Here is a 22,440-nt window from a genome sequence, read left to right as displayed (position 1 = left end):
GCCCTCGCCGATATTGGCATAACCAACCAGTCTATTGATTCGCGATTACCTGTTCATGGATGGTTTGCCCCTCCCTTAAGCTCATATCTATATGAGTATCGATTCTACACTTTTCCGTGAAGCTTTAGGCTCCCTCCCCGCTGGCGTGTCGGTGATCACTGCGCATCACAAAGGTGATGCGATTGGGATTACAGTCAGTTCCTTCACTTCGCTCTCGCTGCATCCACCGCTGATTTTATTTTGTCTCGATCTGAAATCCAAAAGCCGTGATGCATTTAAACCACGCAAAAAATTTGCCGTGAATATATTAAGCGATGCGCAAAAACACCTTGCGCAACATTTTGCTGCGACTGGAAAAAAATCATGGGATGCGGCGCCATACGAAGAAACCAAACCCGGTACAAAAAACAGTGTGCGCCTTCTAAAAAATTCCATCGCCTCGCTTTCCTGTACCGTTACCAAAAATATAAAAAGCGGTGACCATGTGATTATTATTGGCAAAGTCGATGCGTGTTCTGCGGTAGATAAGCAGGCACGTCCCTTGCTGTATTGGCGCAGGCATTATCATGCGCTTGGTAATATTACGGATTAATTGTCTGCGGTTGTAAGGTCAGCAGCACTGCGCCAAGCTTTTGTAGCGCGTGTTCATCGCCGGTCAGCGTGATGAACTCCCCCTTATTCCATGGCGTTCGCAAATCACCATAATGCTTTGCAAAAATCTGTCCGCTTTCGCCGCCCGCAATGATAAACAGGGATTGCGCTGGCTGCGCCACATCATACACACCGCGATAGCCCGCGCCATGCTCCACCGTAAACGGGCGTGTGTAATCCCCCGGCGCCGCGCGGCGCAATGTCCAACCATCGCCATCGGTTTCTGTTGCCAGTGACGTGATGTCGCCAATTAATGGCACATGTGACCACAACAGATGTTTAAGCGGTGCTTTATGATCATCGCCCCAGCGCCATGTGCGCCATGCCGCGCCATGACGTTTTGTTAAATCGTTTAATGCCGTATCAAAGGCGCTGCGAATAGTGACATCAGGCAGCAGCTGTGCTTCCAGCGCCCACATACGCGGCCACATCGTGTCATCGGTATAATTCGCGCCGAATATATTCGTCATCAGCGCATCAAGCCAAGCATGATAAATCAACGGCAAAGGGCTATCCCGCTCCATCCGGCCATCCCATTTGGCAAGCGCGGCGATGATTTGCTTTTCGGGTTCGTTGCGCGCTTCCATATTGCGCAGCAATACCGGAAGAAACCGCAAGGTTGCCTCAGATACAGTATCCAGCATCGCGCCGCTGGCCTCACGCACATCAAACTTTGTCTGCGCAGTTAATCTTTCATCAAACCATTTTTCCAATCGCATGGCGCGGTAGGGTTCGGCCCAATCCCGCGAAAAAGCACAGCTGAATTGCGCGCAGGCCTTATCGCTCACGATGGCTTGATTGGCAGTCATCATCACGCCTTGCTGCGGGTCTTTCAAGCGCGGGGTTTGCGCATACACGCCCTGCCAGAATTTGTTTTGGCTGGCGAGAAATCCATCCCCGCTTCGGCGCGGCACAGTGCCCACCGCGGCATACCCGATGCGTCCATCCCTATCGGCATAGACCAGATTTTGCGGCGGCACGGAATAGTCCTTCAGCGCTGCTTCAATTCCCGCAGCGCTCGTCGCAGTGTTTATCTGATACAGCGCCTGCGCGGTGCGATCGCTTTTGTTAAATGCGGTGAATTGCAGCAGGGCTTTTTTATGGGGCGGCGTAATTGCGGTTATCGCGGGCACAATACCGCTGAGCACAACGCCCGCATCATTTTCTTCCACCAGCATTTTTACATCTGGCGCGCCTTTCACATGAATGGTTTCTGGGCGCAGCTGCAGGTTCTTTGCCGCATCATCGATATACGTAATATCCTGCACATCGATATTCGATGTGGTAAAGCCCCACGCCACATGACCATTTTGCCCCAGCGGGAAAAATGGAATGCCGGGCGCGGTCGCGCCTTTCAATTCCAATTCGGGCGTGATGATACGCGCAAGATACCAAAGAATGGGCGACTGCAATTGCAGATGCGGGTCATTCGCCAAAATCGGTGTGTTGGTTTTGGTATGCGCGCCGGAAATCACATAAGCATTTGATGCCGTATGCGGCAGACGTTCAAACGCATCCGCCATGGTCGGCAACATGCTGGGCAACGCGGCTTGTTGCGGCACTTCCACTGGAATTTTCGGCACAGATGCTTCTGCTTTTATTTTTACACTGCGCGCCCATTCGAACGGCTTTATTGTTGTGGGCACGTTTTTATCCATCGCGGGATACAGCGCGTTGATTTGTTCGCGGCTCCAGCCTTTTTGCACTAACTGCTCGCGCAAAATTTCATCTTCAACATTACCGCTGAGCTGCCAGGCCATCATCTTGGCCCAAACCAACCCATCCCATGGATTCCATGGCGCGGGTTTGAAATTCAGTAATGCGAATTCGGCGGGGAATTTTCCTTTGCGCATATATGCATTTACGCCCCGCGCATAGGCATCCAATGCCGCCTTCGTATCATTCGATAAACCATCGTAATACGGCTTCACTAATGCATAAAATCCCAGCGCACGCATTTTCTTGTCGTAGTTGATTAAGTCAGCGCCAAGAATTTCAGCAAGGCGTCCGGTGCCTGCCCTGCGCATCATTTCCATCTGGAATAAACGATCACTGGCATGCAAATATCCCAACGCCGCATAGCCATCATTTAAATTATTCGCAAAAATATGCGGCACGCCATGCGCATACCGGTAAATGCGCGTTTCAGCAATGACTGCATCCGTGGTTTGCGTGCCGATGGATGGGCAGGTTAAATAAATAAACCAGCAGGCAAGCGCAATAATAGGCAGTGCTATTAATAACGCAAAACCGGTTAATACCGCCGTGGTTTTCTTCATCATCAAACAGCCCTTAATACAATCGTTACTGCTGCTAGTATTTTTAGCCTTTACAACCGCTTTTTCCTAAGCAAAAAAAGCAGTATTCGATTGAACCGATTTCAGTATGTATTTTTTAAAGGCAAACCCATGATTAAATTTAGATTACGCTGCGGCAACGGCCATGAATATGACAGCATGTTCAACAGCGGCGATGCATTCGATAAACTACAAAGGGCCAAGAAACTGGTCTGCGAAGTATGCGGTGATAAGCGTATCGAGAAAGGCATCATGGCGCCCGCCATCCGTACAGGCAGTAAATCAGATCAACTCGCCGAACTTGATGCAATTGAAGCGCAAGATGTTTTACTCGTTCCCGATGTTGGTAACATCGCCGAATGCATAGAAGCTGCTGATGATGGTGACCCGGTTGCGCGAAAATTGCTGAGCGGTCCGGTCACGGGACATTATTCTGACGAAGACTTACCTCTGCTTAAAGAGCGTGGCACCTTCATCACCGGCCCACATGCCGATGATGATAAAGTTATCGAACATGAACCCAAGGAACGTAAGCGCGTAAGCAAAGCCCGCCGACCATCGGCGTCAACAAAATCAGACGCAAAAAAGAAGCCGAAGAAAACAGTTCGCCGTGATGTGAACTAATTCAAATTGATGAGTACCGTTTTCTTCTTGGTGAAATGCTCCAGCATCGCTTCCAGCGTGGCTTCCTTGCCGATACCCGATTGCTTGAACCCGCCATAGGAAAGGCCGGGCTGCACCACCACATTCTGGTTCACCTGCACAAATCCGGCTTCCAGTTTATGCGCGGCATCCATCGCGGTTTTCAAATCCTTGGTCCAAATGGTTGCGGCTAAACCATATTCACTGTCATTTGCCGCTGCCAATACTTCCGCATAGGTTTTGAATTTAATGATGCAGGTTACGGGGCCAAAAATTTCTTCGCGCGCCAGCTTGCTATTGTTATCCAGCCCCACAAACAATACCGGCTGCACATAGAACCCGTCTTTCAATTTGGCATCGCTGGGCAATGCAGAGCAGCGAATGGCTTTGCCGCCTGCCGTTGCTTCGCCAACGCTGATATAATTTTTCACTTTTTCGAACTGGCCCGGTGAAATGATGGTACCGATATCGGTCGTTTCATCGAACGGGTCGCCCATTTTCATGGCGTCCACCTTGGCCTTCAATTTTTCAACGAAGGCATCGTGCAAGGTCTCATGCACGAAAATGCGTGATGCCGCGGTGCAGCTTTGACCGCAACGCGTGAAACGCATGCCATTTGCTGCCCCTTCCACCGCGCGGTCCAAATCCGCATCCTGCATGATGATCATCGGGCTTTTACCGCCAAGTTCCATCGTGGCGGTTGCCATGCGTTCGGCTGCATATTTGTAAACGATCTTTCCGGTTTCAACCGACCCCGTAAAGCTCACCTTGCCCACATCCTTATGTTGGGCCAATGGCGCACCGCATTCCGGCCCCATGCCAGACAGCATGTTGAAAATACCCGGCGGCAAAATTTGTCCGCATAATTGGGCAATACGCAACACTGCTAATGGCGCTTCCTCGGCGGATTTGACAACCACCGCATTCCCCGCAACCAATGCCGGGCATACTTTTAGCGATAACAGCATCATCGGCACATTCCACGGAATGATCGCGCCGATAATGCCTACGGGTTCACGCATGGTCATCACGAGCATATCGGTTTTATGCGGTACGGTTTCGCCTTTTATCTCGCTGCCCAAGCCGCCGAACATTTCAAATGCATCGGTCAATACCTTGCTTTCAGGTCGGCATTCGGTGCGCAGCGCCTTGCCGGTTTCCAAACACACCAGCCGCGCCAATTCTTCGGCGTGCACTTCCAATAATCTGCCGCATTCTGCAACCATGCGTCCGCGTTCACGCGGCGTGAGCTTGGCCCATTCCTTTTGTGCGGACTTTGCCGATTTCACCGCAGCATCCACATCGGCCTTTTCGCCGTATGCGGCTTTGCCAACTACTTGGCGCGTGGCGGGGGAAACAACATCGAATGTTTTTCCTGAAACACTGCCGACCAATTGCCCATTAATATAATTCTTACCCGATAGACTTTGCGCTAGCGCCTGCGCATCCAGATTAACGCTTAACCGTGGTTCGGAACGGGGTGCTGGGGAAACCGACATGAAATGCTCCTCTATATAATGGGTCATATGACCATAAATGGACTGCCCTATTAAATCCATTCGAAACTATGGGTGAAAGTATAGCGAATTGACAGATGCTGCGGCATCTTGTTTGCTAAAAGGCGTGATTTTTTAAGGAGCATATTATGCTGATTGGTAACCGCGAAATGGCGCATGCGCCACTGATCATCCAAAGCTACAAAAGCATTCCTGCCAAACAGGTCGCCAAACTAATTGAAAGCATCGCCAATGATCCGCGCCGCCTCGATTTAAACGGCGAGATTGGCGAATACGATATCCGCGCAGAACATTTCAAAGCAGCAGGCATCACCGCCGATGAAACCACCCGTCAGGATCTATTCAATAAAGCGCGCCAGCTGGTCGAAGTAATTGATGAAATCGGGTTGCAGGTTTTCAATCTCTCCAAACCGGGATTGAATGCCGATGAAGTGAAACTAGCCGCCATTCAAAACGAGGTGTTTGAACAACGTGATGCGGCGGCCAATGATGTCACGATTGATCCTGTCAATTACTATACCCATCATCCACTGATTGCAGATCCTGCGCATCACGGCTATAAACCACAACCCCTGCCCAATGATTGGGCGATGGTCACGGTTGCATTTCCAGCAATTAAAACGGTGCAGGTGGAATGGGGCGAAACACGCAAAGAAACGGTCAACATTCCCTCGACCGCGCATCCAAGCGGTTTGTTCTTTTCATACGAAGATGCCCGCCATTTGCAAAAGCTGGTGTACGACCCGAAGGTAAAAGCAACGCAGCTGGTGTTCGGTTATGTCGGCGTTGAACCCTTGCGCGAAACACCGCATGGTGAAATTCGCCGTGGGCTTGGCGCATTTCATGGACCTAAAGATCCAAAGGACAAGATCCGCAAAGCGGTCCCCACCCACAGCGCACCACCAGGTGGCAGTTTATAGGCATTCGGTTATACGGTGTTGATATGATTTGCCATGAATGCATTGCTTGAGCGCCATGGTTTCGCCTTATAAAATGCGATAATACCTTTTTTGTACTTCTTTTTTATCGTCTCTGATGCTTACCCATACCTACCGTGAAGCCCGTCAATCCACGCCATTCCTGATCGTTTGCGATCACGCCAGCGCGGTATTACCCGACGAATTCGGACCCAATGCCATCAGCGCGCAAGATGCCGCACGCCATATCAGCCATGATATTGGCGCCGCTGAAGTCACAAAGCTTTTGGGCGCGCATTTACCCGCGCATACCTTTACCGCAGAAATTTCCCGTCTGGTGGTTGATTTGAACCGCGCCGGCGATTGCGCCGATGTCATACCGGAAATTTCCGATGGCACCGATCTGCCCTTCAATAAAAACCTGTCGGAAGCAGAGCGCAGTATTCGTTTAATGCGCTATCATTTGCCCTATCATCTTGCGCTGGCTTCGATTGCCAAGGCGCATCATGACAAACACGCCGAAAAATCCTTAGGCATTCTGGTGCACAGCTTCACGCCATGCCTCACCTGCATTGAACATCCACGCCCGTGGCATATTGGCCTGTTGTGGCGTGATGATGAACGTACTGCGCAGCGTTTGAAATTGTGGTTTGAACACCATACCGATTATGTAGTGGGTGATAACGAACCCTATACCGCGTTTTCCGATGCCAGTTACACGATGCGCAAGCATTTTGGCGCACATGGCATTCCGCACATTGCCATCGAAATCCGTCAGGATCTGATCAGCAATACGGATGGTCAGGAAAAAATGGCGAAGGTACTTGCGGAAGCCTTTAAAGCTGTTCAGTTGCAACAATAACGCCTTCTATTTCGTCATTGCGAGCGACCGATAGGGAGCGCGGCAATCCATTTTCTGAATTGCTTCGTTGCACAAAAGCTCCTCGCAATATAAAAAAAGGCCACCGCAGCCGCGGTGGCCTTTTCTGCAATAACGTTTTTGCTTAATTGCTTAAGCAAACGACTTATTGAAATCTTCCAGGAACGCTTTCAACTTGGTTTCGGTTTCTGGTTTAATATCTGCATCGGTGCGAATGGCGGTCAGCACATCGGCGCCACGGCCACGCAGTTCACGCAGCAACGCGCCTTCATAGCGGACGATATCGCCAACCGCAATTTTATCGGTATAGCCTTTTACGCCTGCATAAATCACCACAACCTGTTCTTCGAATGGCAATGGGGAGTATTGTGGTTGCTTCAGCAATTCGGTCAAGCGTGCGCCGCGGTTGAGCAACCGCTGGGTGGTCGCATCCAAATCGGATGAGAACTGGGCGAAGGCTGCCATTTCGCGGTATTGCGCAAGTTCCAGTTTAATCGAACCCGCAACTTTCTTCATCGCCTTGGTTTGTGCGGCCGAGCCCACGCGGGATACCGAGATACCCACGTTAATCGCGGGACGGATACCCTTATAGAACAAACCGGTTTCCAAGAAAATCTGGCCGTCGGTAATCGAAATCACGTTGGTTGGAATATAGGCGGAAACGTCGCCGGCTTGGGTTTCAATAATCGGCAAGGCGGTCAATGACCCTGCGCCGTTCTTTTCATTCAATTTCGCAGCACGTTCCAGCAAACGGGAGTGTAAGTAGAACACGTCGCCCGGATATGCTTCACGGCCGGGCGGGCGGCGAAGCAGCAAGGACATTTGGCGATACGCCACAGCTTGTTTCGACAAATCGTCATAAATCATCAGCCCGTGCATGCCATTGTCGCGGAAGAATTCACCCGCTGCGCAACCGGTATAAGGCGCGAGGAACTGCATCGGCGCTGGGTCGGAAGCGGAAGCTGCAACAATAATGGTGTATTGCAATGCGCCTGCATCTTCCAATGTCTTTACGATCTGCGCGATGGTGGAACGCTTCTGGCCGATCGCCACATAAACGCAGTACAGTTTCTTGGATTCATCTGTTCCAGCGTTGACGGTCTTTTGGTTCAAAATAGTATCAATCGCAACGGCGGTCTTACCGGTTTGGCGGTCACCGATGATCAATTCGCGTTGACCACGACCAACGGGAACCAAGGTATCAATCGCCTTCAATCCCGTTTGCATGGGTTCGTGCACCGATTTACGGGGCATAATGCCCGGCGCTTTTACTTCCACGCGGGTCATCTTCACATCTTTTAATGGGCCTTTGCCATCAATCGGGTTACCCAGCGCGTCAACCACGCGGCCCAGCAAACCCTTGCCCACGGGCACTTCCACGATCGCACCTGTACGTTTTACTTTATCGCCTTCTTTAATGTCTCTGTCCGAACCAAAGATAACAACACCAACATTGTCGGCTTCAAGGTTCAGCGCCATGCCTTTAATGCCACCGGAAGCGGTGATGAATTCCACCATTTCACCAGCGCGCACATTAGCAAGACCATATACGCGGGCAACACCGTCACCCACCGATAACACCTGACCCACTTCGGTCCAGTCGGCGTTTTGCGCTTCAGCGGCAATCTGGTTTTTCAGAACATTTGAAATTTCAGCAGCGTTAAGTTCCATAGTCGTTTTTTTCCTCTGTTATAAAATAATTAAGCAGCCCTGCTGGCCTTTAATACTTGTGATAATTTTTGCAGCTTACCCTTGATGGTGCCGTCATAAAGGGATGAACCAATTTGCACCATCATGCCGCCCAATACCGAGCTATCGACCCTGTCAGCAATCACAATCTTCTTCACGCCTTTGGCGGATAAGCTGTTTTGCAGCGCGCTGGCAATCATTTCCTTTTGCGCGTCGGTCAGCGGATGCGCTGCGGTCACTTCGGCAACCACTTCGCCGCGCGCTTGTGCAACAATATTCAGGAACGCCTGAATAACCGTTGGAATGGCAGCCGCGCGGCCGTTTTTAACAACCACATGGAAAAATTGCTGGGCAAGCCCGGAAATATTCGCTTTCACAAAAAGTGCATCAAGCCCTTTTACAATCACATCACGGCGCAACAATGGGCTGGTGATAAAGCGCATCAGTTCTGCGCTGGAGTTCAACAAGCCTTGGAATGCGCGCAATTCTTTTTCGACCATTTGCAATTGGCTGCGCTCGCTCGCGAGCAGGTACAACGCGTTGGCATAACGGGTGGCCACCACGGGAAGTGGTTTTCCTGAAAAAGTCGCACCGGAAATATTATCAGTCACAGACACAGAACCCTTAGAAACAGGCAAAAGGTGGGATAAAGACGGGGGTGGATTTAGCATGAGGAACCCCTGCATGCAACATGCAAAGTACGAGGCAAAGCAGGGGTTAAAAAAGACCCTCGCAAATCGTTTTAACATGCGTATAACATGCTATTAATGCCCCATTTTGCCTTTATCGACATTGCCGCGAATTATACCGGTTCCAGTCCGTTAACGGATGCGTTGGGCGGCACGCAGGCTGCCGTGTGTCATCTGGGCGCGGCGCTGGTCAAAAAAGGCGCATCCGTCACCCTTATCAACCAGAATCGTAACGCGGGGGTTTTTTCCGGCCTCATCTCTGTGCCGCCCGAAAAACTGGACGATAGCGCAACCCTAACCCAATTCGATGCGCTGATTATCAATGGGCGCTGGACACAAAAATTGGTTCAAACGCTCAGAAAAAAAACTAACGCGGGAACGGTTACTCCGCTTGCAGGGCCGGTTGTGCCCAATTCATTTTTGGGCACAGAGGCTTCGCAACAACAAAACGCAGAGCGAACGGCGAAACCAAAAATAATTGCTTGGATGCACGAGGCTGCGTTTAACGACCCGTGGATTTTACCGCTGCCCGATTTTGATGGCTTTGTATTCGTAAGTAACTGGCAAAAACAAACCAATGCACCGCTTATTCCGGCAAACGCAAAAGTTGCGGTTATCCCCAATGGGGTTGAACCTGCATTTCATTCGCTATTCAGCGGTAATATTCTGCACGATAAAGCGCCAATCGCGATGTATGCTGGCAGCACCAAGCGCGGGTTACAGCTTTTGCCGCAGATTATTCCCGCGCTTAAAAAGCAAATTCCCGAACTGACCTTCGAGGTTTATTCCGATTGTAATGTCGATAACGACCCGACCGCGCAATTGCAAATGCGCTTTGAATTGTTGGGACTTTCAGGCGTAACGCATGTCGATGCCGTGCCGCAAAAAGATTTGCCCGCAAAATTCAAACGCGCCTCTTGGTTCTTATCGCCTAATCCATACCCTGAAACTTTCTGCATTTGCCTGGCGGAAGCGATGGCGGCAGGCTGCGTTCCCATCATCACTGCGCGTGCAGCATTGCCTGAAACCGCGCATGGCTTTGGCGCGCAATTACCGGTCTCTCATGCAAACAGTGTAAATATGGAAAGCGGGTGCGTGGATGTGAATGCGTTTATCGAACTAGCTGCGCAAACCATCCGCAAACCGCGCACGGAGGCACAGCTTCGCGCGCAAGTTGATTTTGTGAATTCACATTATAACTGGGACAACCACGCTGATGCGTGGCTGGCGTTTATTACCTCGGGCTTTTAAAGTAATCGCAGCCTTCCAAACGGTTTGCATAGCCCCATGTTTTAGTGCCCACCAACATCCACCGTCTGACTAACGTGCAATGCTGGGCAGCAACGGTCAGCGGATATTTCGCTGCGCAATAATCATGATGAACGGTGAATGGGGCAAGACATCTTCTCAATCCTTGAAGGGTGTCTTCAGCAGCAGGTACCGGATCAGTGCGCACGGGTTGTCCGCTTGCTGGCTTCGCAGTCATGGCGGATGCTGCGGCCAGCACAGCCATGCCCAGCCCAATGGCTTCTTGTCTATCCATAATCGAACACCTTAAATATTGTATATACTATACAAGAATGTATATCCCGTCATATCGGCGGTGACAAGGGTCTTTACGCTGTCTTGGATGTTGCGGGTTCAAAGGCATCCGCATCATCTTCAAGCAGATCCAAATGGCGGATGGCTGCCAGCGCGTTTCCTGCATTATTTTGCGGGGCGCTTTTGAACATGCTTTCGCCAATGCGGGTATAGTGCAAACCGGCATCGCGCATATCTTCGGGCTTATAGACATTGCGCAAATCAACAAGGATTTTCCGGCGCAGCAGCGATGCAATTTTTTCCGGTTCAAGCCCGCGGAACTCATTCCATTCAGTAATCAGCACCGCCGCATCCGAACCCTGCAACGCGTCATAAGCATCTTTGCACCATTCAATATCCGGCAGCATCGCCGCAGCCTCCTTCATGCCAGCAGGATCATAGGCGCGAAGCTGCGCGCCCGCCTGTTGCAGCAAGGGAAGAATATCAAGGCTTGGTGCATCGCGCATATCATCGGTGTTGGGTTTGAATGTCACGCCGAGCACAGCAATCGTGGTGCCCTTCACATCGCCGCCACATGCGGCAATCACGCGTGCCGCCATTTGCTTTTTGCGTTTGGCATTCACATCCACCACGGTTTCAACAATGCGCAACGGCGAATGTTTTTCCTGACCCGTGCGCATCAATGCAAGCGTGTCTTTTGGAAAGCATGAACCGCCAAAGCCGGGGCCCGCATGTAAAAACTTTCGGCCAATACGTCCATCCAACCCGATGGCGCGCGCCACGCCCTGCACATCGGCGCCGGTTTTTTCGCATAAATCCGCAATCTCGTTGATGAAGGTAATTTTGGTAGCAAGAAAGGCGTTAGCTGCATATTTCGCCAGTTCCGCTGTTTCCAAATCGCACATGACAACGGGCGTTTCAATTAAATACAGCGGGCGGTAAATGCTTTTCAAAATGGCTTCCGCACGCTGGCTGTGCGCGCCGATCACCACGCGGTCGGGGCGCATGAAATCACCGATCGCTGAACCTTCGCGCAAGAATTCCGGATTTGATGCCACATCAAATAAATCGCGCGGCACCAGGTTGCTGATGATGCGTTCAACCTCGCGGCCCGTGCCAACCGGCACCGTCGACTTCGTCACAACCACAGTGTATTCGTTGATATGCGCCGCAATGTCTTTGGCTGCTTCGTACACATACGTCAAATCCGCATGGCCATCCCCGCGCCGGCTGGGTGTTCCAACGGCAATGAACACTGCTTCCGCGCCCTGCATCGCTGCGGCTAGATCAGTGGTGAAGGACAATGTTTGGCGCTGTGAATTCTTGCGCACCAATTCATCAAGGCCGGGTTCGTAAATTGGAATTTCGCCATTTTGCAAACGCGCGATTTTACCTGCATCCTTATCAACGCAGACCACTTCCATACCGAATTCGGCAAAGCAGGCGCCGGAAACCAGCCCCACATATCCTGTGCCAAGCATAACAATGCGCATGACGACCTTAAAAAATTTCCTATAGATTTTTTTAGTGTCATGGTTAATTTTACCATGATGCGCAGCACTATAACGTCATTTGCGCAGTTTTAATACTAGCTTTATTTAGTTTCGCGTTTTTCAGATACACTCGAACTATAAGAAATAAAAAGAAGTTTTGCTTTTAGGATATTTAAATTATGCGCCCTGCAACACAGTCCCTCTTTTTTATGTATGAGCTTGTAAGCGCGGTGCGTTCATCGGATACGGGCACCGAAATCATTCATAAGAAAACCGGCGCATCAAAAAAACCGGAACGTCACACTGCCCCGCAATCCTTTGATGAAATTCGCCAGGTGTTTGTACGTGATTGCACGGTGCTATCGCCGGAGCAATATATCGCGCGCAGCTTTATCATGGCTGATCGTCCGTTGTTTCTGGAATTTCAAAGCATGGATAATGTGCACCAAGGCGAAATGGTGCTGCTTAATCCATCCGACATCATGTCCTTTGGTGGCACAACCAATGAAGGCGGCGTATACATCACCACCTTTAGCAGCATGATGTTTGTGATGCCCGCCGAATTAAAAGCATTTGCCTTTGCGCATGAATGGCACCGCAGCCATGGTCGTGCGTTGCCGGCGAATGCGCCCGCCACATCGTCGAAGGTGGCATAATGAAACATCTGCAAAACAGCGCGAAAACAATTTTGGTTTTTGATGATGAAAAAACCTATGGCTGCGCGAATGAAGCCGAACAATATCCCACCGCGCCGGTTGAAACCGTAGCCGATGAAAAAATTGCGCATCCGCTTACTTTGAATTCGTTGGGCGGGCTTTTGAATTCCGCGCTGAGCCTCATTTCAACGCGCAACGAAATGCTCGGTGATGAAACCGATGCGTATGACGATCATCTTATTCCGCTCACCGATGAAGAAGATTATGATGATGGCAGCAATTTTGCGACCGCCATTTCATTTTTGAACAGCATTGCCGACAGTCTGAACGGTGAAAAGGATGAAGTGAAACCGCCCCTTTTCCTCTCCGCATTCAAAAGCCGCTTTCTGGGCTAATCGCCTTTATCCACCATCTGGGTTATTGAAAGTTTTTCGGTGGTCGAAAGTAAAACGAAGCCTTAAACTTTGCCCTATATTTTAAGGATAGATATGGCCGATCATTCAGAACTACCAACAACACCATCCACCGCGCCAATGCGCAAATCTAAGCTACGCAGGATTGCTGAAGCACCTATCTTTGTTGGTGCGCTTGCGGTTGTCGCATTCAATGAGCTTTTCAATCTTGCTTTTTCGCCTGCCAAAATGGCCATCAGGGCAGCGATTGGGAAAAACATTAGTTTAAAACAATTAATGGATGACCTTCATCATTCGGAGGAACTGTTAAAAGAAAGTCGGCTGGTAAAAAACATCACTGGACGCATATGGCCTTGGGTTCCCGCATTGCTATTTGCTGGCCTAGTGGCAGGATTCACGGTGGTAGGATTAGGCCTCAAAGTAGCCTTGCTATTGCACGCAGTTCCAGGAGCAGCGGCGGCAATGGCAAAAATTCCGCTGGTTGGAGCTTACATCGGCACACTTGGCGGAATTGCCAAAGCGACGGTGGGTCTTGCAGTCATAGGCAAGATTGCCAAAGTGCCGGCGATTATCATCGCCACCTGCTGCCCACAATTCAAAGATTCTTGGATCCACCAAAAACTTACTGTTCCAGTGCTTGATGGGCTTAAATGGATTGGAACAAAATCTAATGAGTTTATCAAAGATCACACGGTTGGATTTCGGGCATCTATTGCCAATCTAAAAACCAGGATCAGGGAGTCATCGATTGGCCGCACGGTCGGATCTGTATCTTCAGCAGTCCGAAGCATGATGTCTTACGTCACGCCAGAACAAAAAGAACCCAAGCCTATTAATCCTGAAGACATCACTGTTGAATCCGATTCAAAAATAAAAGCAAAAGCCGTCATGCACACCCTGCTGGTATATGGCGGCGCAACCGCTATTCCGGCCGCAACAGTGATGGCCACCACATCGGCTTACGGCGCTGCCAGCTCTCTGGCTATCGGCGCGTTCGCTATCATGGGTTTCAGCGCCGTAGGGGTAGCCGCTGCTATTCCTGTAGGTGCTGCGGTATTATTAGGTGGTGTCTATGGAGTTGCGAATATGTCGCGGCGCTTGTTCACCAAAGCCGCGCAAGGCGTGTGCGAAGTAAGCAGAAATGGTGATATAGCTACCGCGCAAGCCATGCACGAAGGCCTATTAATTGGGACAGTAGCAGCAGGTGGTCAACATTTTGCGGAGCACGCCATTCATGCCACCACAGCCCTTGCAGGGGCCGAAGCAGTATCTGGTGGCTTAGCTATGTTTGGTGGTTATCGTAAAATTCACGATGAATATCGGCGCATCAATCAAGCCAAACGCGAATTTTTAGAACGGCATACAGCCAATACTGAAACAGCAGATCGTAGGCCGCCGCGCACATTCCGCGATATGTTTGCAACCAGCTTGCCACCCGTTTCACACAGCGCCATCCGCCAGCGTTTTGCGGCGGTGCCCAATGCAGTGAAGACCAGATTGCTGGCCAGAATTGCCAAAGCACCCGTAACCGGCAGCGACTGCGCCGCACTACACGATCATGGGTCCTTGCGTATTGCGATGAAACGGCTGATGCGTGTGCAACGCCCTGTGCGCACGGTTGACGCAAAGGCCTCCGGCGCAAAGCATTACCGCCACGCTTAATTAAACCAGCGTCTTTAATTTCTTGGCAACATCCGCCTTTAAATCAGGGCGCGAAAGTGCGAAAGCGACATTGGCTTCGATAAAGCCAACCTTGTCGCCGCAATCATAAGTCTTTCCTTCAAAACGGAACCCATGGAAAGGTTGTTTGCCCAATAACCCTACCAGCGCATCGGTCAGTTGAATTTCACCGCCTGCGCCGCGCGCATTTTTCTGCACGTTATTATCAAGGAGCGTGAGGATTTCAGGTTGCAAGATATATCGGCCAATGATGGACAACGTGGATGGCGCGGCTTCGGGTTTTGGTTTTTCAACCAACCCTTTTACAACCGCAAGCTTTCCATTCTCACTGGCCACATCAAGAATACCGTATTTATTGGTATCTTCGCGTGGCACATCTTCCACCGCGAGCATATTGCCGCCTACGGATTTATACGCACCCACCATCTGTTCAAGACATGGCGTGTTCGATAACACCACGACGTCCGGCAATAATACTGCAAAAGGTTCATTGCCCAGCGCGGCTCTTGCGCACCACACGGCATGGCCTAACCCCAACGGCTCGCGTTGACGCGTAAAGAATAACTGGCCCGATGGAATTTCGGTTTTTTTCAAGGCTTCCAGCTCTGCGGTTTTGCCGCGCGCTTCCAGCGTGCGATATAAATCGCTGTGCATATCAAAATGGTCTTCCAAAGGGTCTTTGCCCTTTGATGTTACAAAAATAAATTCTTCAATCCCCGCCGCGCGCGCTTCTTCAACCGCATATTGGATGAGCGGTTTATCGACCAGGGTAAGCATTTCTTTGGGCATCGCCTTGGTAGCGGGAAGGAAACGGGTGCCAAGACCAGCAACCGGAAAAACGGCCTTGCGTACTTTTTGCATTAGTTCATCGCGTCCTTAACCGCGTCACATATCTCGATAATTGAAAAGGGCTTGGCGATAATCCGGTGTACCAAAGCATCAATATTATGGGCGCGCATGCGCTCTTGCGCATAGCCTGAAATCATCACAATACGCAAATCGGGATGCAGCGATGTGGCTTTAAGCGCCAGCGCAATCCCGTCGACATTCGGCATCACAATGTCTGTCACCAATACGTCGTAGCTTTCTTTGGAAAGCTGGTCGAGCGCCTGCTGGCCGTCTGCCGTCACGGTCACGTCATGGCCAGCGCCGCCCAAGGCACGCTGGATAAATTCCCGCACCGCCGGATTATCTTCGGCAACTAAAATGCGATAGCCTTTGCTTGGAGGTGCATCAGTCATGAATTTTAAAAAGAAAAGAAACGGAACAGAATTTCATTAGGCTGTGCCGAAAATTGTGGATTTCGAGAACCGGAGCGCAGCGTACATAAAGTACGTGAGCAACGGAAGCGCAGAAAGACGCGATTTGCAGGCTAGCCTAATTGGAATTCTTAGAGGAAATGAAACGCTATATCAACCACGCCCTGTTCGTTAAATGGCATGGAAAAGGAAAAATTTTGCCGCATTCCCGGGTCCATTTCCTTGGTTACAATCGGTATAATCCATTCTTTAACGACTTTGCCTTTGGCATTCAGCGCTTGGGCCTGCAAAATTGGCACCGTCAGTGTTTTGTTGGTTTTGTTAATTAAGGCGCCTTCAATGCTTAAAATCGTGCGGCCCTGATCTTCTTTTAAAAGGGTGGTCGGCGTGCCATCCAGCACGATTTCCCTATCCTCTTTCTTTTCTGGTGGTTTTACTTGCGTGACCTTTTCAAGCGGCGCTTTCACGGGGCCGTCCTGCGCCTCATTACCATGCATCATGAATACCGGGATGCTGAGCAATCCCGCCAGTATCACGGCAGCAATCACTGCATTACGCTTGGCCACGGGTTCCACATCGCTGCTGAAATCCGGGAGGATGGGTTCGTTATCCCCCTCTATGCTGGTGCGGCCGGTGTAAAAATTTTTCTGCGAAATGGTGTTTTGTGTCACACGGGAAATGGGCGGTGGTTCTTGCGACACATCATCCGATGAAACGGCCGATGTCGCATCAGGGCGCGAAAATTTCAGATCATCGGCCGGAAGCGTGATCAGCGGGCGCGATGCATGCCACTGGTTTTTGCATTTTCCACAACGCACAGTGCGCCCTGTTTCGCCGAGTGCATTCGGGTCAACATTAAATTGGGCAGCACAAGATGGGCAGGTCAGTATCAAAGGGATTCACAAAATAGAGTCTAAATGAGGCAGATAGCTACCGATATTAAATTTCTATTCATATAAAGACAAGAATTGGATAGAGTTGGGCCTGATTTGTCCCTATCTTGCCCATCCACCAATTACCGCCACTCTTTAAGGCACACGCAGTGATTCGCTTTGAAAATGTCAGTCTGCATTATGATTCCGGCCCCGAAGTCCTGAAGGATATTTCCTTCTCGCTTGATGCCGGATCGTTCTATTTTTTAACGGGGGCATCGGGCGCGGGCAAATCCAGTCTCTTGCGCCTGATGTATCTTGGCGCCAAGCCGACATCCGGCCATGTCGTACTGTTTGACAAAAAAGTGGATGAATTGGCGCGGGATGAATTGCCATCGCTTCGCCGCCGTATCGGTGTTGTGTTTCAGGATTTCCATTTGCTTGACCATCTTTCCGCGCTGGATAACGTCGCACTGCCCTTGCGCATTGCAAGCGGGGCTGGTGAAAACAACATCGGCGAAAGCGAAATCCGCAGCTATGTCGGCGAATTGCTGCGCTGGGTTGGGCTTGGCGATCATATCATGGCAAAGCCTTCCGAATTATCCGGCGGGCAACAGCAACGCATTGCGATTGCGCGCGCGGTGATTAACCGCCCGCGCTTGCTGCTGGCAGATGAACCCACCGGCAATGTCGATGATGAAACGGGCTACCGGCTGATGCATTTGTTCATGGAGCTTAATAAACTCGGTACCACCGTGGTGATAGCAACGCATAACCGCCAGTTAATTGAAAAAATGGAAAAGCCCTGCCTGCATTTGCAGCACGGCCAATTGATGGTGCATTAGTTAAGTTAACCATAGATGTTATTGATGGTGCATCTGTTGGCGCATTTTGCGTGTTACCGGAGCATTAAAATTCATTAGTTTCATTAATATCTGATATTTTTAAAAGAACGACATTTTTGATAACGATTTTTTTTTAAGAGCGAACAACCATGACAGCGCCAGTTTTCAGTAACGAAATTCTTTTGCAGTGGACGATAGGTGACTTCATTCATAGTACCTATTTGGCAGAACGTCCATTGATTGATCTTGCCCACCAAAAAGCCAAAGCGGATTTGGGCTTACCGCCGGAGCCCAAGGGCCGTTACGACGTTTCCATGGATGTAAGCGACAGTTCACGGTTTATTCGTTCATCCTTGATACTCGACATATCAGAAGCAAAGTATCAAGGCGCAAAACTCATTCATGCCCATTTGCAGCAAGAAGGGTTCATTCCTCAGGCCTTGGCATTTGAATCCTCGGAATCCGCCAAAGGGTTTATAGACATGCCGATTGGCGACATCATCAAACTTGCGCGTCAAACAGTTCCCGATGCCATTCCTTTGGATTACAAAAAATATGTGGCGTGGTTTCATGGCGAAACATCCAAAGCTGCGGACGGGTTGATATCGGCTGCACAGAACCTGATTGTGGATAGAACCGCAGCCTATAATGTTTCAGAAATTGCTGACGTTCAGGCAAAAAATGCCGCAGATTATCCGGCATTAGTTGAGCTTCGCGCCGAATACCGTTTGGCAGAATGGGATACGTATTTTAATCGTGAACTTAACCGCATCATCAACGAAACTGAAAAGCAGGCCAAAGCACACCATTTGCATCTCGATGAACAAGGCCTTTTAAACCACTTGCTCACGCCGCAATTCTATAAATCGTTCTTGGAGAATTACAAACGCCCGACCCTGCAGGATTTGACGTTTAGTAAAGCTTGGGAAGATATCAAATCTGGCGTAGTCACGCAGGCGCTTGATCAATTCGCGCATGCCAGCCACCCTGATTTGGCATTAACCCATCACACCTACCCTGAATCAAAACGCGATACCGGATATCATGTGTTTACAGCCTTGCTGCGCAACCGCGTGATAAGTGCTGCAAGGCAGCAAGGTATAAAAATTGACCGCCAATTGATGGATGGAGAACTTTTTTCCCGTACCAGCTACCGTGATTACCGCGTGATGTCCTTGATGAATCCGGCAGAAGGTTATCAATTCGATGATGCCAAAGGGTTCAGCCAGAAATTAGAGCAAGCCATTCAGGCCGGCATCATCGATGCCAGCCAGGCCAGCCAATTGGAAAAGCTTCGCGCGCGCGATTTTGAACTTTCATTACCCGGCGGCACGTGGAATGAATATAAATCTGCGGTTGTGGATGGCATCGTAAAAAAACTTGGCTCCGCAGTTCCCGAAGCACGTAGTAGCAGAGGCACGCGTCCAACTGGCGCTTATGCCTATATCGCGCCGGTGGTTGCCGCAGCACGCGGTGCTTTTGCGTGGATGACTGGCGCAAGCAACGATACACGCCCTAATCCGTAACAGCGCTGCGCTTCATCTTTATACTTGACCTTTGCAGGCATCGCGCATGAGAATCCGCGCATGCTGACCCGCGAACCCGTTACCTCTGTTGTTGAAATCACCGATAGCAACCCGCAAACGCCGTGGGCGCACTGGTTCATGGGCTGGCAACATAAAATTGCCGATATGCAGCAAAGCCTGAAAGGCATGATGCGCAAACCCATGGCAGTACAACTGCCGACTAATGACCGCAAAATGTCGGTCGCGCTCGCCATTCTTCTTGCAACGCTTCTGTTTGTTTCCGCGCTCGCGCTACTTATTCACTTTGTATTGGGTCACGCGGCTGATGGCATGGATACCGGTATTCGTTCTTCCATGACCGTTGAAATCTTAAGCGCAACATCGGAGCAGAAGGATTGGAAATCCGCCGAAGACCGTTTAAAGCAGGTACAAACGGCGCTGCGCAAACTCCCCGGCGTGACAAAGGCTGAACCCGTGCCCCTCAACCATATGCGCGATTTATTAAAGCCGTGGCTGGGCGAAAAAATCACGCTGGATGGCTTGCCGCTGCCGTTACTGCTGGATGTGCAGCTTGATCCAAAGGCCACGATTGATAAAAACGCCATCGCCAAAATCATTGCCGATGTACCCGGCACCACGCTGGATGATCATGGAAGATTTATGGGGCAGCTTGTCGCCTTTGGCCAGAGCATGCGCAACATCTCGCTTACCATTATTGTGCTGAGTGTTGGCGCGTTAATCCTCTCCGCATATTTTGCCGCGCAAGCAACATTTTACATGAACCGCGACATGATTGAAATTTTGCATCTCATCGGCGCGGAAGATAACGCAATTGCCCAGCACACCGGTATGAGCATTTTACGCCTGATGCTGGTGTCCTGTTCGGTTGCGCTCGCCTTCCTCTTCATCACGCTCATCCTGATTGTCAAAAGCGCAGCGGGTCTTGATTTTTCAATGTTCCCTAATTTCGATATCGGTTTCTTTGACTGGGTCGCGCTAATCCTTGAATGGGGCATTCTGTTTTGCGCCTCCATTCTCTTTTGTTTACTGGCGGCGCGCTTCACCGTCTTGCAGGCCCTGCGTCGTCTGCTGTAGTATCTTCTTATGAGTTTGCGCAATTCATTCCTGCCGCCACTGTTCAACGGCTTCTTCTTAATCCTGGTGTTTTGGCTGGGCGGGTTTTTGTTATTCACCAATGATGTGGTAACCATGCCCACCAACATCATCGATCCGGCGCTCAAAGCCGATGGCATTGTGGTGCTAACCGGTGGCACAGAACGCGTGCCCATGGGTCTTGAATTATTGCAAGGCGGGTATGCACCGCGTTTGCTTATCTCCGGCGTTGATCCGCGCGCCAATCCGACCCAGTTCATTCAAAACCATCCCGTGCGCAATAAAATGGAATGTTGCATCACCCTTGGCGTCTTTGCCGAAGATACCCATGGCAATGCCAAGGAAGCCGCAGGCTGGATGCAAAAATACAATATGAAAAGCATCATCATGGTTACGGCCAATTACCATATGCGTCGTGCATTACTGGAATTCCATCAGTCCTTGCCGAACAATCCTGTCTATCATGTCGCGGTGAACCCCAGCATTGCCCATATTCATGAATGGTGGTTACACCCCGGCACGGCGGGAATGCTGATGGAAGAATATGCCAAATACATCTTCGCCACCTTAAAGGCTGCCGTGCACAGCATCATGGTACTTGAATAAGCATGCCGAAAGTTACCCCCCTTATCGTGCTACGCAACATTGCGTTCACTATTTTCTTTTTCACATGGGCGCCCTTGGGCAGTCTGGCGGCACTCATTGCCGGCACGGTTTCCAATGACCGCGCCTTGTTTTTAAAATTCATCGCCGCATGGGTTAAGGTGATTGATTGGGGCGAACGCGTTATCCTGAATTTGCACCACGAGAAAATCGGCCTTGAAAACCTGCCGGAAAAGCCGTTCATCGCCGCCCTGCAACACCAAGCTGCATGGGAAGCGATGCAGGTACCCATCTGGTTCCCTGATGCCGCAATTGTGCTCAAGGAAGAATTGCTCAAAGTGCCCTTATGGGGCCCCTGTATGGATAAATATGGTGCCATTCCGGTGCAGCGCGCCAAAAAGGGCAGCGATATCCGCCGGATGCTCGGTGCGGGCGAAGCCTTTATCCGTCAAAAGCGCGCCATCATTATTTTCCCGCAAGGCACACGCGTGAAACTCGGCGAAACACGGCCCTATCAACGCGGTGTTGGCGTTTTGTATGAACATTTGAACGTGCCGGTGGTGCCTATTTCACTTAATTCGGGTGAATACTGGTCACGCCTCAAACTCTTCGGCTTTTTGGATATCCATTTTCCGGGAACCGTGCGCGTCACCATTCATAAGCCCATCCCCGCAGGACTGCCACGCGATGAAATGATGCAGAAGTTGCAAGCCGCGATTGAGAGCGTTTGAGCAAAATATTTCTAATTAATCGTCAGTTCTTTTTCGATGACCTGATAATCGCGGCTGCTGATATGGTCAACCACCGCGATGCGCACCTGATACAATTTGCCATCCAGCTTGCTTTCCCAGAAATTCAGAAATTTGCGCAAGACAGGAAACTTCGGCAACAGGTCTAAATCCTGCCAGATGAAACTTTGCAATAATTTGGGGTGGTCCGGCATGCGGTAGAGAATTTCCGCGGTGGTCAGCCTGTAGTTTTCAAGCTGCCGCTTAAAATCATTACTTGGAACAATGATGCCACCACCATCTGCCATTCCTTTAGGTTACGAAAATACAGATAATTTTTAGTTAAAAGCAAGATTCCCAAAGCTTTAGAATCTCGCTGGCGCTAAGGATTTTTGCTGTTTTTTGAGCACCGGAGCGCAGCGTACGTT

General features: G+C 50.4%; 23 protein-coding genes. 13 read left to right on the top strand and 10 right to left on the bottom strand.

The window, feature by feature from the left end:
• The first annotated feature begins 91 nt into the window (after positions 1–91).
• Positions 92–592: a flavin reductase family protein gene (locus SFW65_00710; protein ID MDX1921635.1), complete on the top strand. Its 501-nt coding sequence runs from the start codon at positions 92–94 to the stop codon at positions 590–592.
• Here the strand turns inward: SFW65_00710 and SFW65_00705 are convergent.
• Complete coding sequence (locus SFW65_00705; protein ID MDX1921634.1) at positions 582–2,933, bottom strand: penicillin acylase family protein; 2,352 nt, start codon at positions 2,931–2,933, stop codon at positions 582–584. The two genes, SFW65_00710 and SFW65_00705, sit on opposite strands and share 11 nt — an antisense overlap.
• Positions 2,934–3,059: 126 nt before the next feature.
• Here SFW65_00705 and SFW65_00700 point away from each other — a divergent pair, with 126 nt between their 5' ends.
• Complete coding sequence (locus SFW65_00700) at positions 3,060–3,572, top strand: DUF1178 family protein (protein MDX1921633.1); 513 nt, start codon at positions 3,060–3,062, stop codon at positions 3,570–3,572.
• Here the strand turns inward: SFW65_00700 and SFW65_00695 are convergent.
• The gene (locus tag SFW65_00695; GenBank protein ID MDX1921632.1) at positions 3,569–5,089 is read right to left on the bottom strand and encodes an aldehyde dehydrogenase family protein; all 1,521 of its coding nucleotides are present in this window, start codon (positions 5,087–5,089) and stop codon (positions 3,569–3,571) included. The genes SFW65_00700 and SFW65_00695 overlap by 4 nt on opposite strands.
• Positions 5,090–5,235: 146 nt before the next feature.
• On the opposite strand from SFW65_00695, the gene SFW65_00690 reads away from it, so the two are divergent.
• Positions 5,236–6,027: a hypothetical protein gene (locus tag SFW65_00690; GenBank protein ID MDX1921631.1), complete on the top strand. Its 792-nt coding sequence runs from the start codon at positions 5,236–5,238 to the stop codon at positions 6,025–6,027.
• A 115-nt stretch (positions 6,028–6,142) separates the two neighbouring features.
• On the top strand, positions 6,143–6,886 hold the full coding sequence (locus tag SFW65_00685) for an N-formylglutamate amidohydrolase (GenBank protein ID MDX1921630.1): 744 nt from the start codon (positions 6,143–6,145) through the stop codon (positions 6,884–6,886).
• A 150-nt stretch (positions 6,887–7,036) separates the two neighbouring features.
• Here SFW65_00685 and atpA read toward each other — a convergent pair whose 3' ends face one another.
• Together atpA and atpH are read right to left on the bottom strand one after the other, a co-directional pair.
• Positions 7,037–8,575 carry a F0F1 ATP synthase subunit alpha gene (gene atpA / locus SFW65_00680; GenBank protein ID MDX1921629.1) on the bottom strand — a complete coding sequence of 513 codons (1,539 nt, stop codon included), beginning with the start codon at positions 8,573–8,575 and terminating at the stop codon, positions 7,037–7,039.
• Between the two features lie 29 nt (positions 8,576–8,604).
• The gene (gene atpH, locus SFW65_00675; protein MDX1921628.1) at positions 8,605–9,204 is read right to left on the bottom strand and encodes an ATP synthase F1 subunit delta; all 600 of its coding nucleotides are present in this window, start codon (positions 9,202–9,204) and stop codon (positions 8,605–8,607) included.
• Between the two features lie 156 nt (positions 9,205–9,360).
• Between atpH and SFW65_00670 the strand changes: the two genes are divergently transcribed.
• Positions 9,361–10,533 carry a glycosyltransferase family 4 protein gene (locus tag SFW65_00670; protein ID MDX1921627.1) on the top strand — a complete coding sequence of 391 codons (1,173 nt, stop codon included), beginning with the start codon at positions 9,361–9,363 and terminating at the stop codon, positions 10,531–10,533.
• Here the strand turns inward: SFW65_00670 and SFW65_00665 are convergent.
• Positions 10,517–10,825, bottom strand: coding sequence for a hypothetical protein (locus tag SFW65_00665; GenBank protein ID MDX1921626.1), 309 nt, complete (start codon positions 10,823–10,825; stop codon positions 10,517–10,519). The genes SFW65_00670 and SFW65_00665 overlap by 17 nt on opposite strands.
• Before the next feature lie 73 nt (positions 10,826–10,898).
• Entirely contained in the window at positions 10,899–12,317 is a 1,419-nt protein-coding gene (locus SFW65_00660; GenBank protein MDX1921625.1) for a UDP-glucose/GDP-mannose dehydrogenase family protein, read from the bottom strand.
• Positions 12,318–12,496: 179 nt separating this feature from the next.
• Here SFW65_00660 and SFW65_00655 point away from each other — a divergent pair, with 179 nt between their 5' ends.
• The 3 genes from SFW65_00655 (at position 12,497) to SFW65_00645 (ending at position 15,048) form a co-directional block, all read left to right on the top strand.
• Entirely contained in the window at positions 12,497–12,973 is a 477-nt protein-coding gene (locus tag SFW65_00655; protein MDX1921624.1) for a hypothetical protein, read from the top strand.
• Positions 12,973–13,368 carry a hypothetical protein gene (locus tag SFW65_00650; protein ID MDX1921623.1) on the top strand — a complete coding sequence of 132 codons (396 nt, stop codon included), beginning with the start codon at positions 12,973–12,975 and terminating at the stop codon, positions 13,366–13,368. Before SFW65_00655 ends, SFW65_00650 begins: the two co-directional genes overlap by 1 nt.
• 93 nt (positions 13,369–13,461) lie before the next feature.
• Complete coding sequence (locus SFW65_00645) at positions 13,462–15,048, top strand: hypothetical protein (GenBank protein ID MDX1921622.1); 1,587 nt, start codon at positions 13,462–13,464, stop codon at positions 15,046–15,048.
• Here the strand turns inward: SFW65_00645 and galU are convergent, their stop codons facing one another.
• From galU to SFW65_00630, 3 genes are all read right to left on the bottom strand, one after another.
• A complete protein-coding gene (gene galU / locus SFW65_00640) occupies positions 15,049–15,927 on the bottom strand; it encodes a UTP--glucose-1-phosphate uridylyltransferase GalU (GenBank protein MDX1921621.1) in 879 nt (292 codons plus the stop codon).
• Positions 15,927–16,307, bottom strand: coding sequence for a response regulator (locus tag SFW65_00635; GenBank protein MDX1921620.1), 381 nt, complete (start codon positions 16,305–16,307; stop codon positions 15,927–15,929). Before SFW65_00635 ends, galU begins: the two co-directional genes overlap by 1 nt.
• 149 nt (positions 16,308–16,456) lie before the next feature.
• Positions 16,457–17,218, bottom strand: coding sequence for a zinc-ribbon domain-containing protein (locus tag SFW65_00630; protein ID MDX1921619.1), 762 nt, complete (start codon positions 17,216–17,218; stop codon positions 16,457–16,459).
• Between the two features lie 149 nt (positions 17,219–17,367).
• Between SFW65_00630 and ftsE the strand changes: the two genes are divergently transcribed.
• The 5 genes from ftsE (at position 17,368) to SFW65_00605 (ending at position 22,015) form a co-directional block, all read left to right on the top strand.
• Complete coding sequence (gene ftsE, locus SFW65_00625; protein MDX1921618.1) at positions 17,368–18,042, top strand: cell division ATP-binding protein FtsE; 675 nt, start codon at positions 17,368–17,370, stop codon at positions 18,040–18,042.
• Between the two features lie 149 nt (positions 18,043–18,191).
• Positions 18,192–19,568 (top strand): hypothetical protein, encoded by a 1,377-nt coding sequence (locus SFW65_00620; protein MDX1921617.1) that lies wholly within the window; start codon positions 18,192–18,194, stop codon positions 19,566–19,568.
• A 60-nt stretch (positions 19,569–19,628) separates the two neighbouring features.
• On the top strand, positions 19,629–20,663 hold the full coding sequence (locus SFW65_00615; GenBank protein MDX1921616.1) for a hypothetical protein: 1,035 nt from the start codon (positions 19,629–19,631) through the stop codon (positions 20,661–20,663).
• A 9-nt stretch (positions 20,664–20,672) separates the two neighbouring features.
• A complete protein-coding gene (locus SFW65_00610; GenBank protein MDX1921615.1) occupies positions 20,673–21,287 on the top strand; it encodes a YdcF family protein in 615 nt (204 codons plus the stop codon).
• Positions 21,288–21,289: 2 nt separating this feature from the next.
• Positions 21,290–22,015, top strand: a complete 726-nt coding sequence (locus SFW65_00605; protein ID MDX1921614.1) for a lysophospholipid acyltransferase family protein — start codon at positions 21,290–21,292, stop codon at positions 22,013–22,015.
• Between the two features lie 11 nt (positions 22,016–22,026).
• Here SFW65_00605 and SFW65_00600 read toward each other — a convergent pair whose 3' ends face one another.
• A complete protein-coding gene (locus SFW65_00600; GenBank protein MDX1921613.1) occupies positions 22,027–22,320 on the bottom strand; it encodes a Usg family protein in 294 nt (97 codons plus the stop codon).
• Positions 22,321–22,440 lie beyond the last annotated feature (120 nt).

This window comes from Alphaproteobacteria bacterium (genome assembly GCA_033762625.1).
Classification (GTDB): domain Bacteria; phylum Pseudomonadota; class Alphaproteobacteria; order UBA9219; family RGZA01; genus RGZA01.
This window is presented reverse-complemented; position numbering and strand designations above follow the sequence as displayed.

Excerpts from the sequence above, each read along its gene's own strand:
- SFW65_00710 (MDX1921635.1), top strand. The coding sequence starts at position 92 with ATGAGTATCGATTCTACACTTTTCCGTGAAGCTTTAGGCTCCCTCCCC.
- SFW65_00705 (MDX1921634.1), bottom strand. The coding sequence starts at position 2,933 with ATGATGAAGAAAACCACGGCGGTATTAACCGGTTTTGCGTTATTAATA.
- SFW65_00700 (MDX1921633.1), top strand. The coding sequence starts at position 3,060 with ATGATTAAATTTAGATTACGCTGCGGCAACGGCCATGAATATGACAGC.
- SFW65_00695 (MDX1921632.1), bottom strand. The coding sequence starts at position 5,089 with ATGTCGGTTTCCCCAGCACCCCGTTCCGAACCACGGTTAAGCGTTAAT.
- SFW65_00690 (MDX1921631.1), top strand. The coding sequence starts at position 5,236 with ATGCTGATTGGTAACCGCGAAATGGCGCATGCGCCACTGATCATCCAA.
- SFW65_00685 (MDX1921630.1), top strand. The coding sequence starts at position 6,143 with ATGCTTACCCATACCTACCGTGAAGCCCGTCAATCCACGCCATTCCTG.
- atpA (MDX1921629.1), bottom strand. The coding sequence starts at position 8,575 with ATGGAACTTAACGCTGCTGAAATTTCAAATGTTCTGAAAAACCAGATT.
- SFW65_00670 (MDX1921627.1), top strand. The coding sequence starts at position 9,361 with ATGCCCCATTTTGCCTTTATCGACATTGCCGCGAATTATACCGGTTCC.
- SFW65_00665 (MDX1921626.1), bottom strand. The coding sequence starts at position 10,825 with ATGGATAGACAAGAAGCCATTGGGCTGGGCATGGCTGTGCTGGCCGCA.
- SFW65_00660 (MDX1921625.1), bottom strand. The coding sequence starts at position 12,317 with ATGCGCATTGTTATGCTTGGCACAGGATATGTGGGGCTGGTTTCCGGC.
- SFW65_00655 (MDX1921624.1), top strand. The coding sequence starts at position 12,497 with ATGCGCCCTGCAACACAGTCCCTCTTTTTTATGTATGAGCTTGTAAGC.
- SFW65_00650 (MDX1921623.1), top strand. The coding sequence starts at position 12,973 with ATGAAACATCTGCAAAACAGCGCGAAAACAATTTTGGTTTTTGATGAT.
- SFW65_00645 (MDX1921622.1), top strand. The coding sequence starts at position 13,462 with ATGGCCGATCATTCAGAACTACCAACAACACCATCCACCGCGCCAATG.
- galU (MDX1921621.1), bottom strand. The coding sequence starts at position 15,927 with ATGCAAAAAGTACGCAAGGCCGTTTTTCCGGTTGCTGGTCTTGGCACC.
- SFW65_00635 (MDX1921620.1), bottom strand. The coding sequence starts at position 16,307 with ATGACTGATGCACCTCCAAGCAAAGGCTATCGCATTTTAGTTGCCGAA.
- SFW65_00620 (MDX1921617.1), top strand. The coding sequence starts at position 18,192 with ATGACAGCGCCAGTTTTCAGTAACGAAATTCTTTTGCAGTGGACGATA.
- SFW65_00615 (MDX1921616.1), top strand. The coding sequence starts at position 19,629 with ATGCTGACCCGCGAACCCGTTACCTCTGTTGTTGAAATCACCGATAGC.
- SFW65_00610 (MDX1921615.1), top strand. The coding sequence starts at position 20,673 with ATGAGTTTGCGCAATTCATTCCTGCCGCCACTGTTCAACGGCTTCTTC.
- SFW65_00605 (MDX1921614.1), top strand. The coding sequence starts at position 21,290 with ATGCCGAAAGTTACCCCCCTTATCGTGCTACGCAACATTGCGTTCACT.
- SFW65_00600 (MDX1921613.1), bottom strand. The coding sequence starts at position 22,320 with ATGGCAGATGGTGGTGGCATCATTGTTCCAAGTAATGATTTTAAGCGG.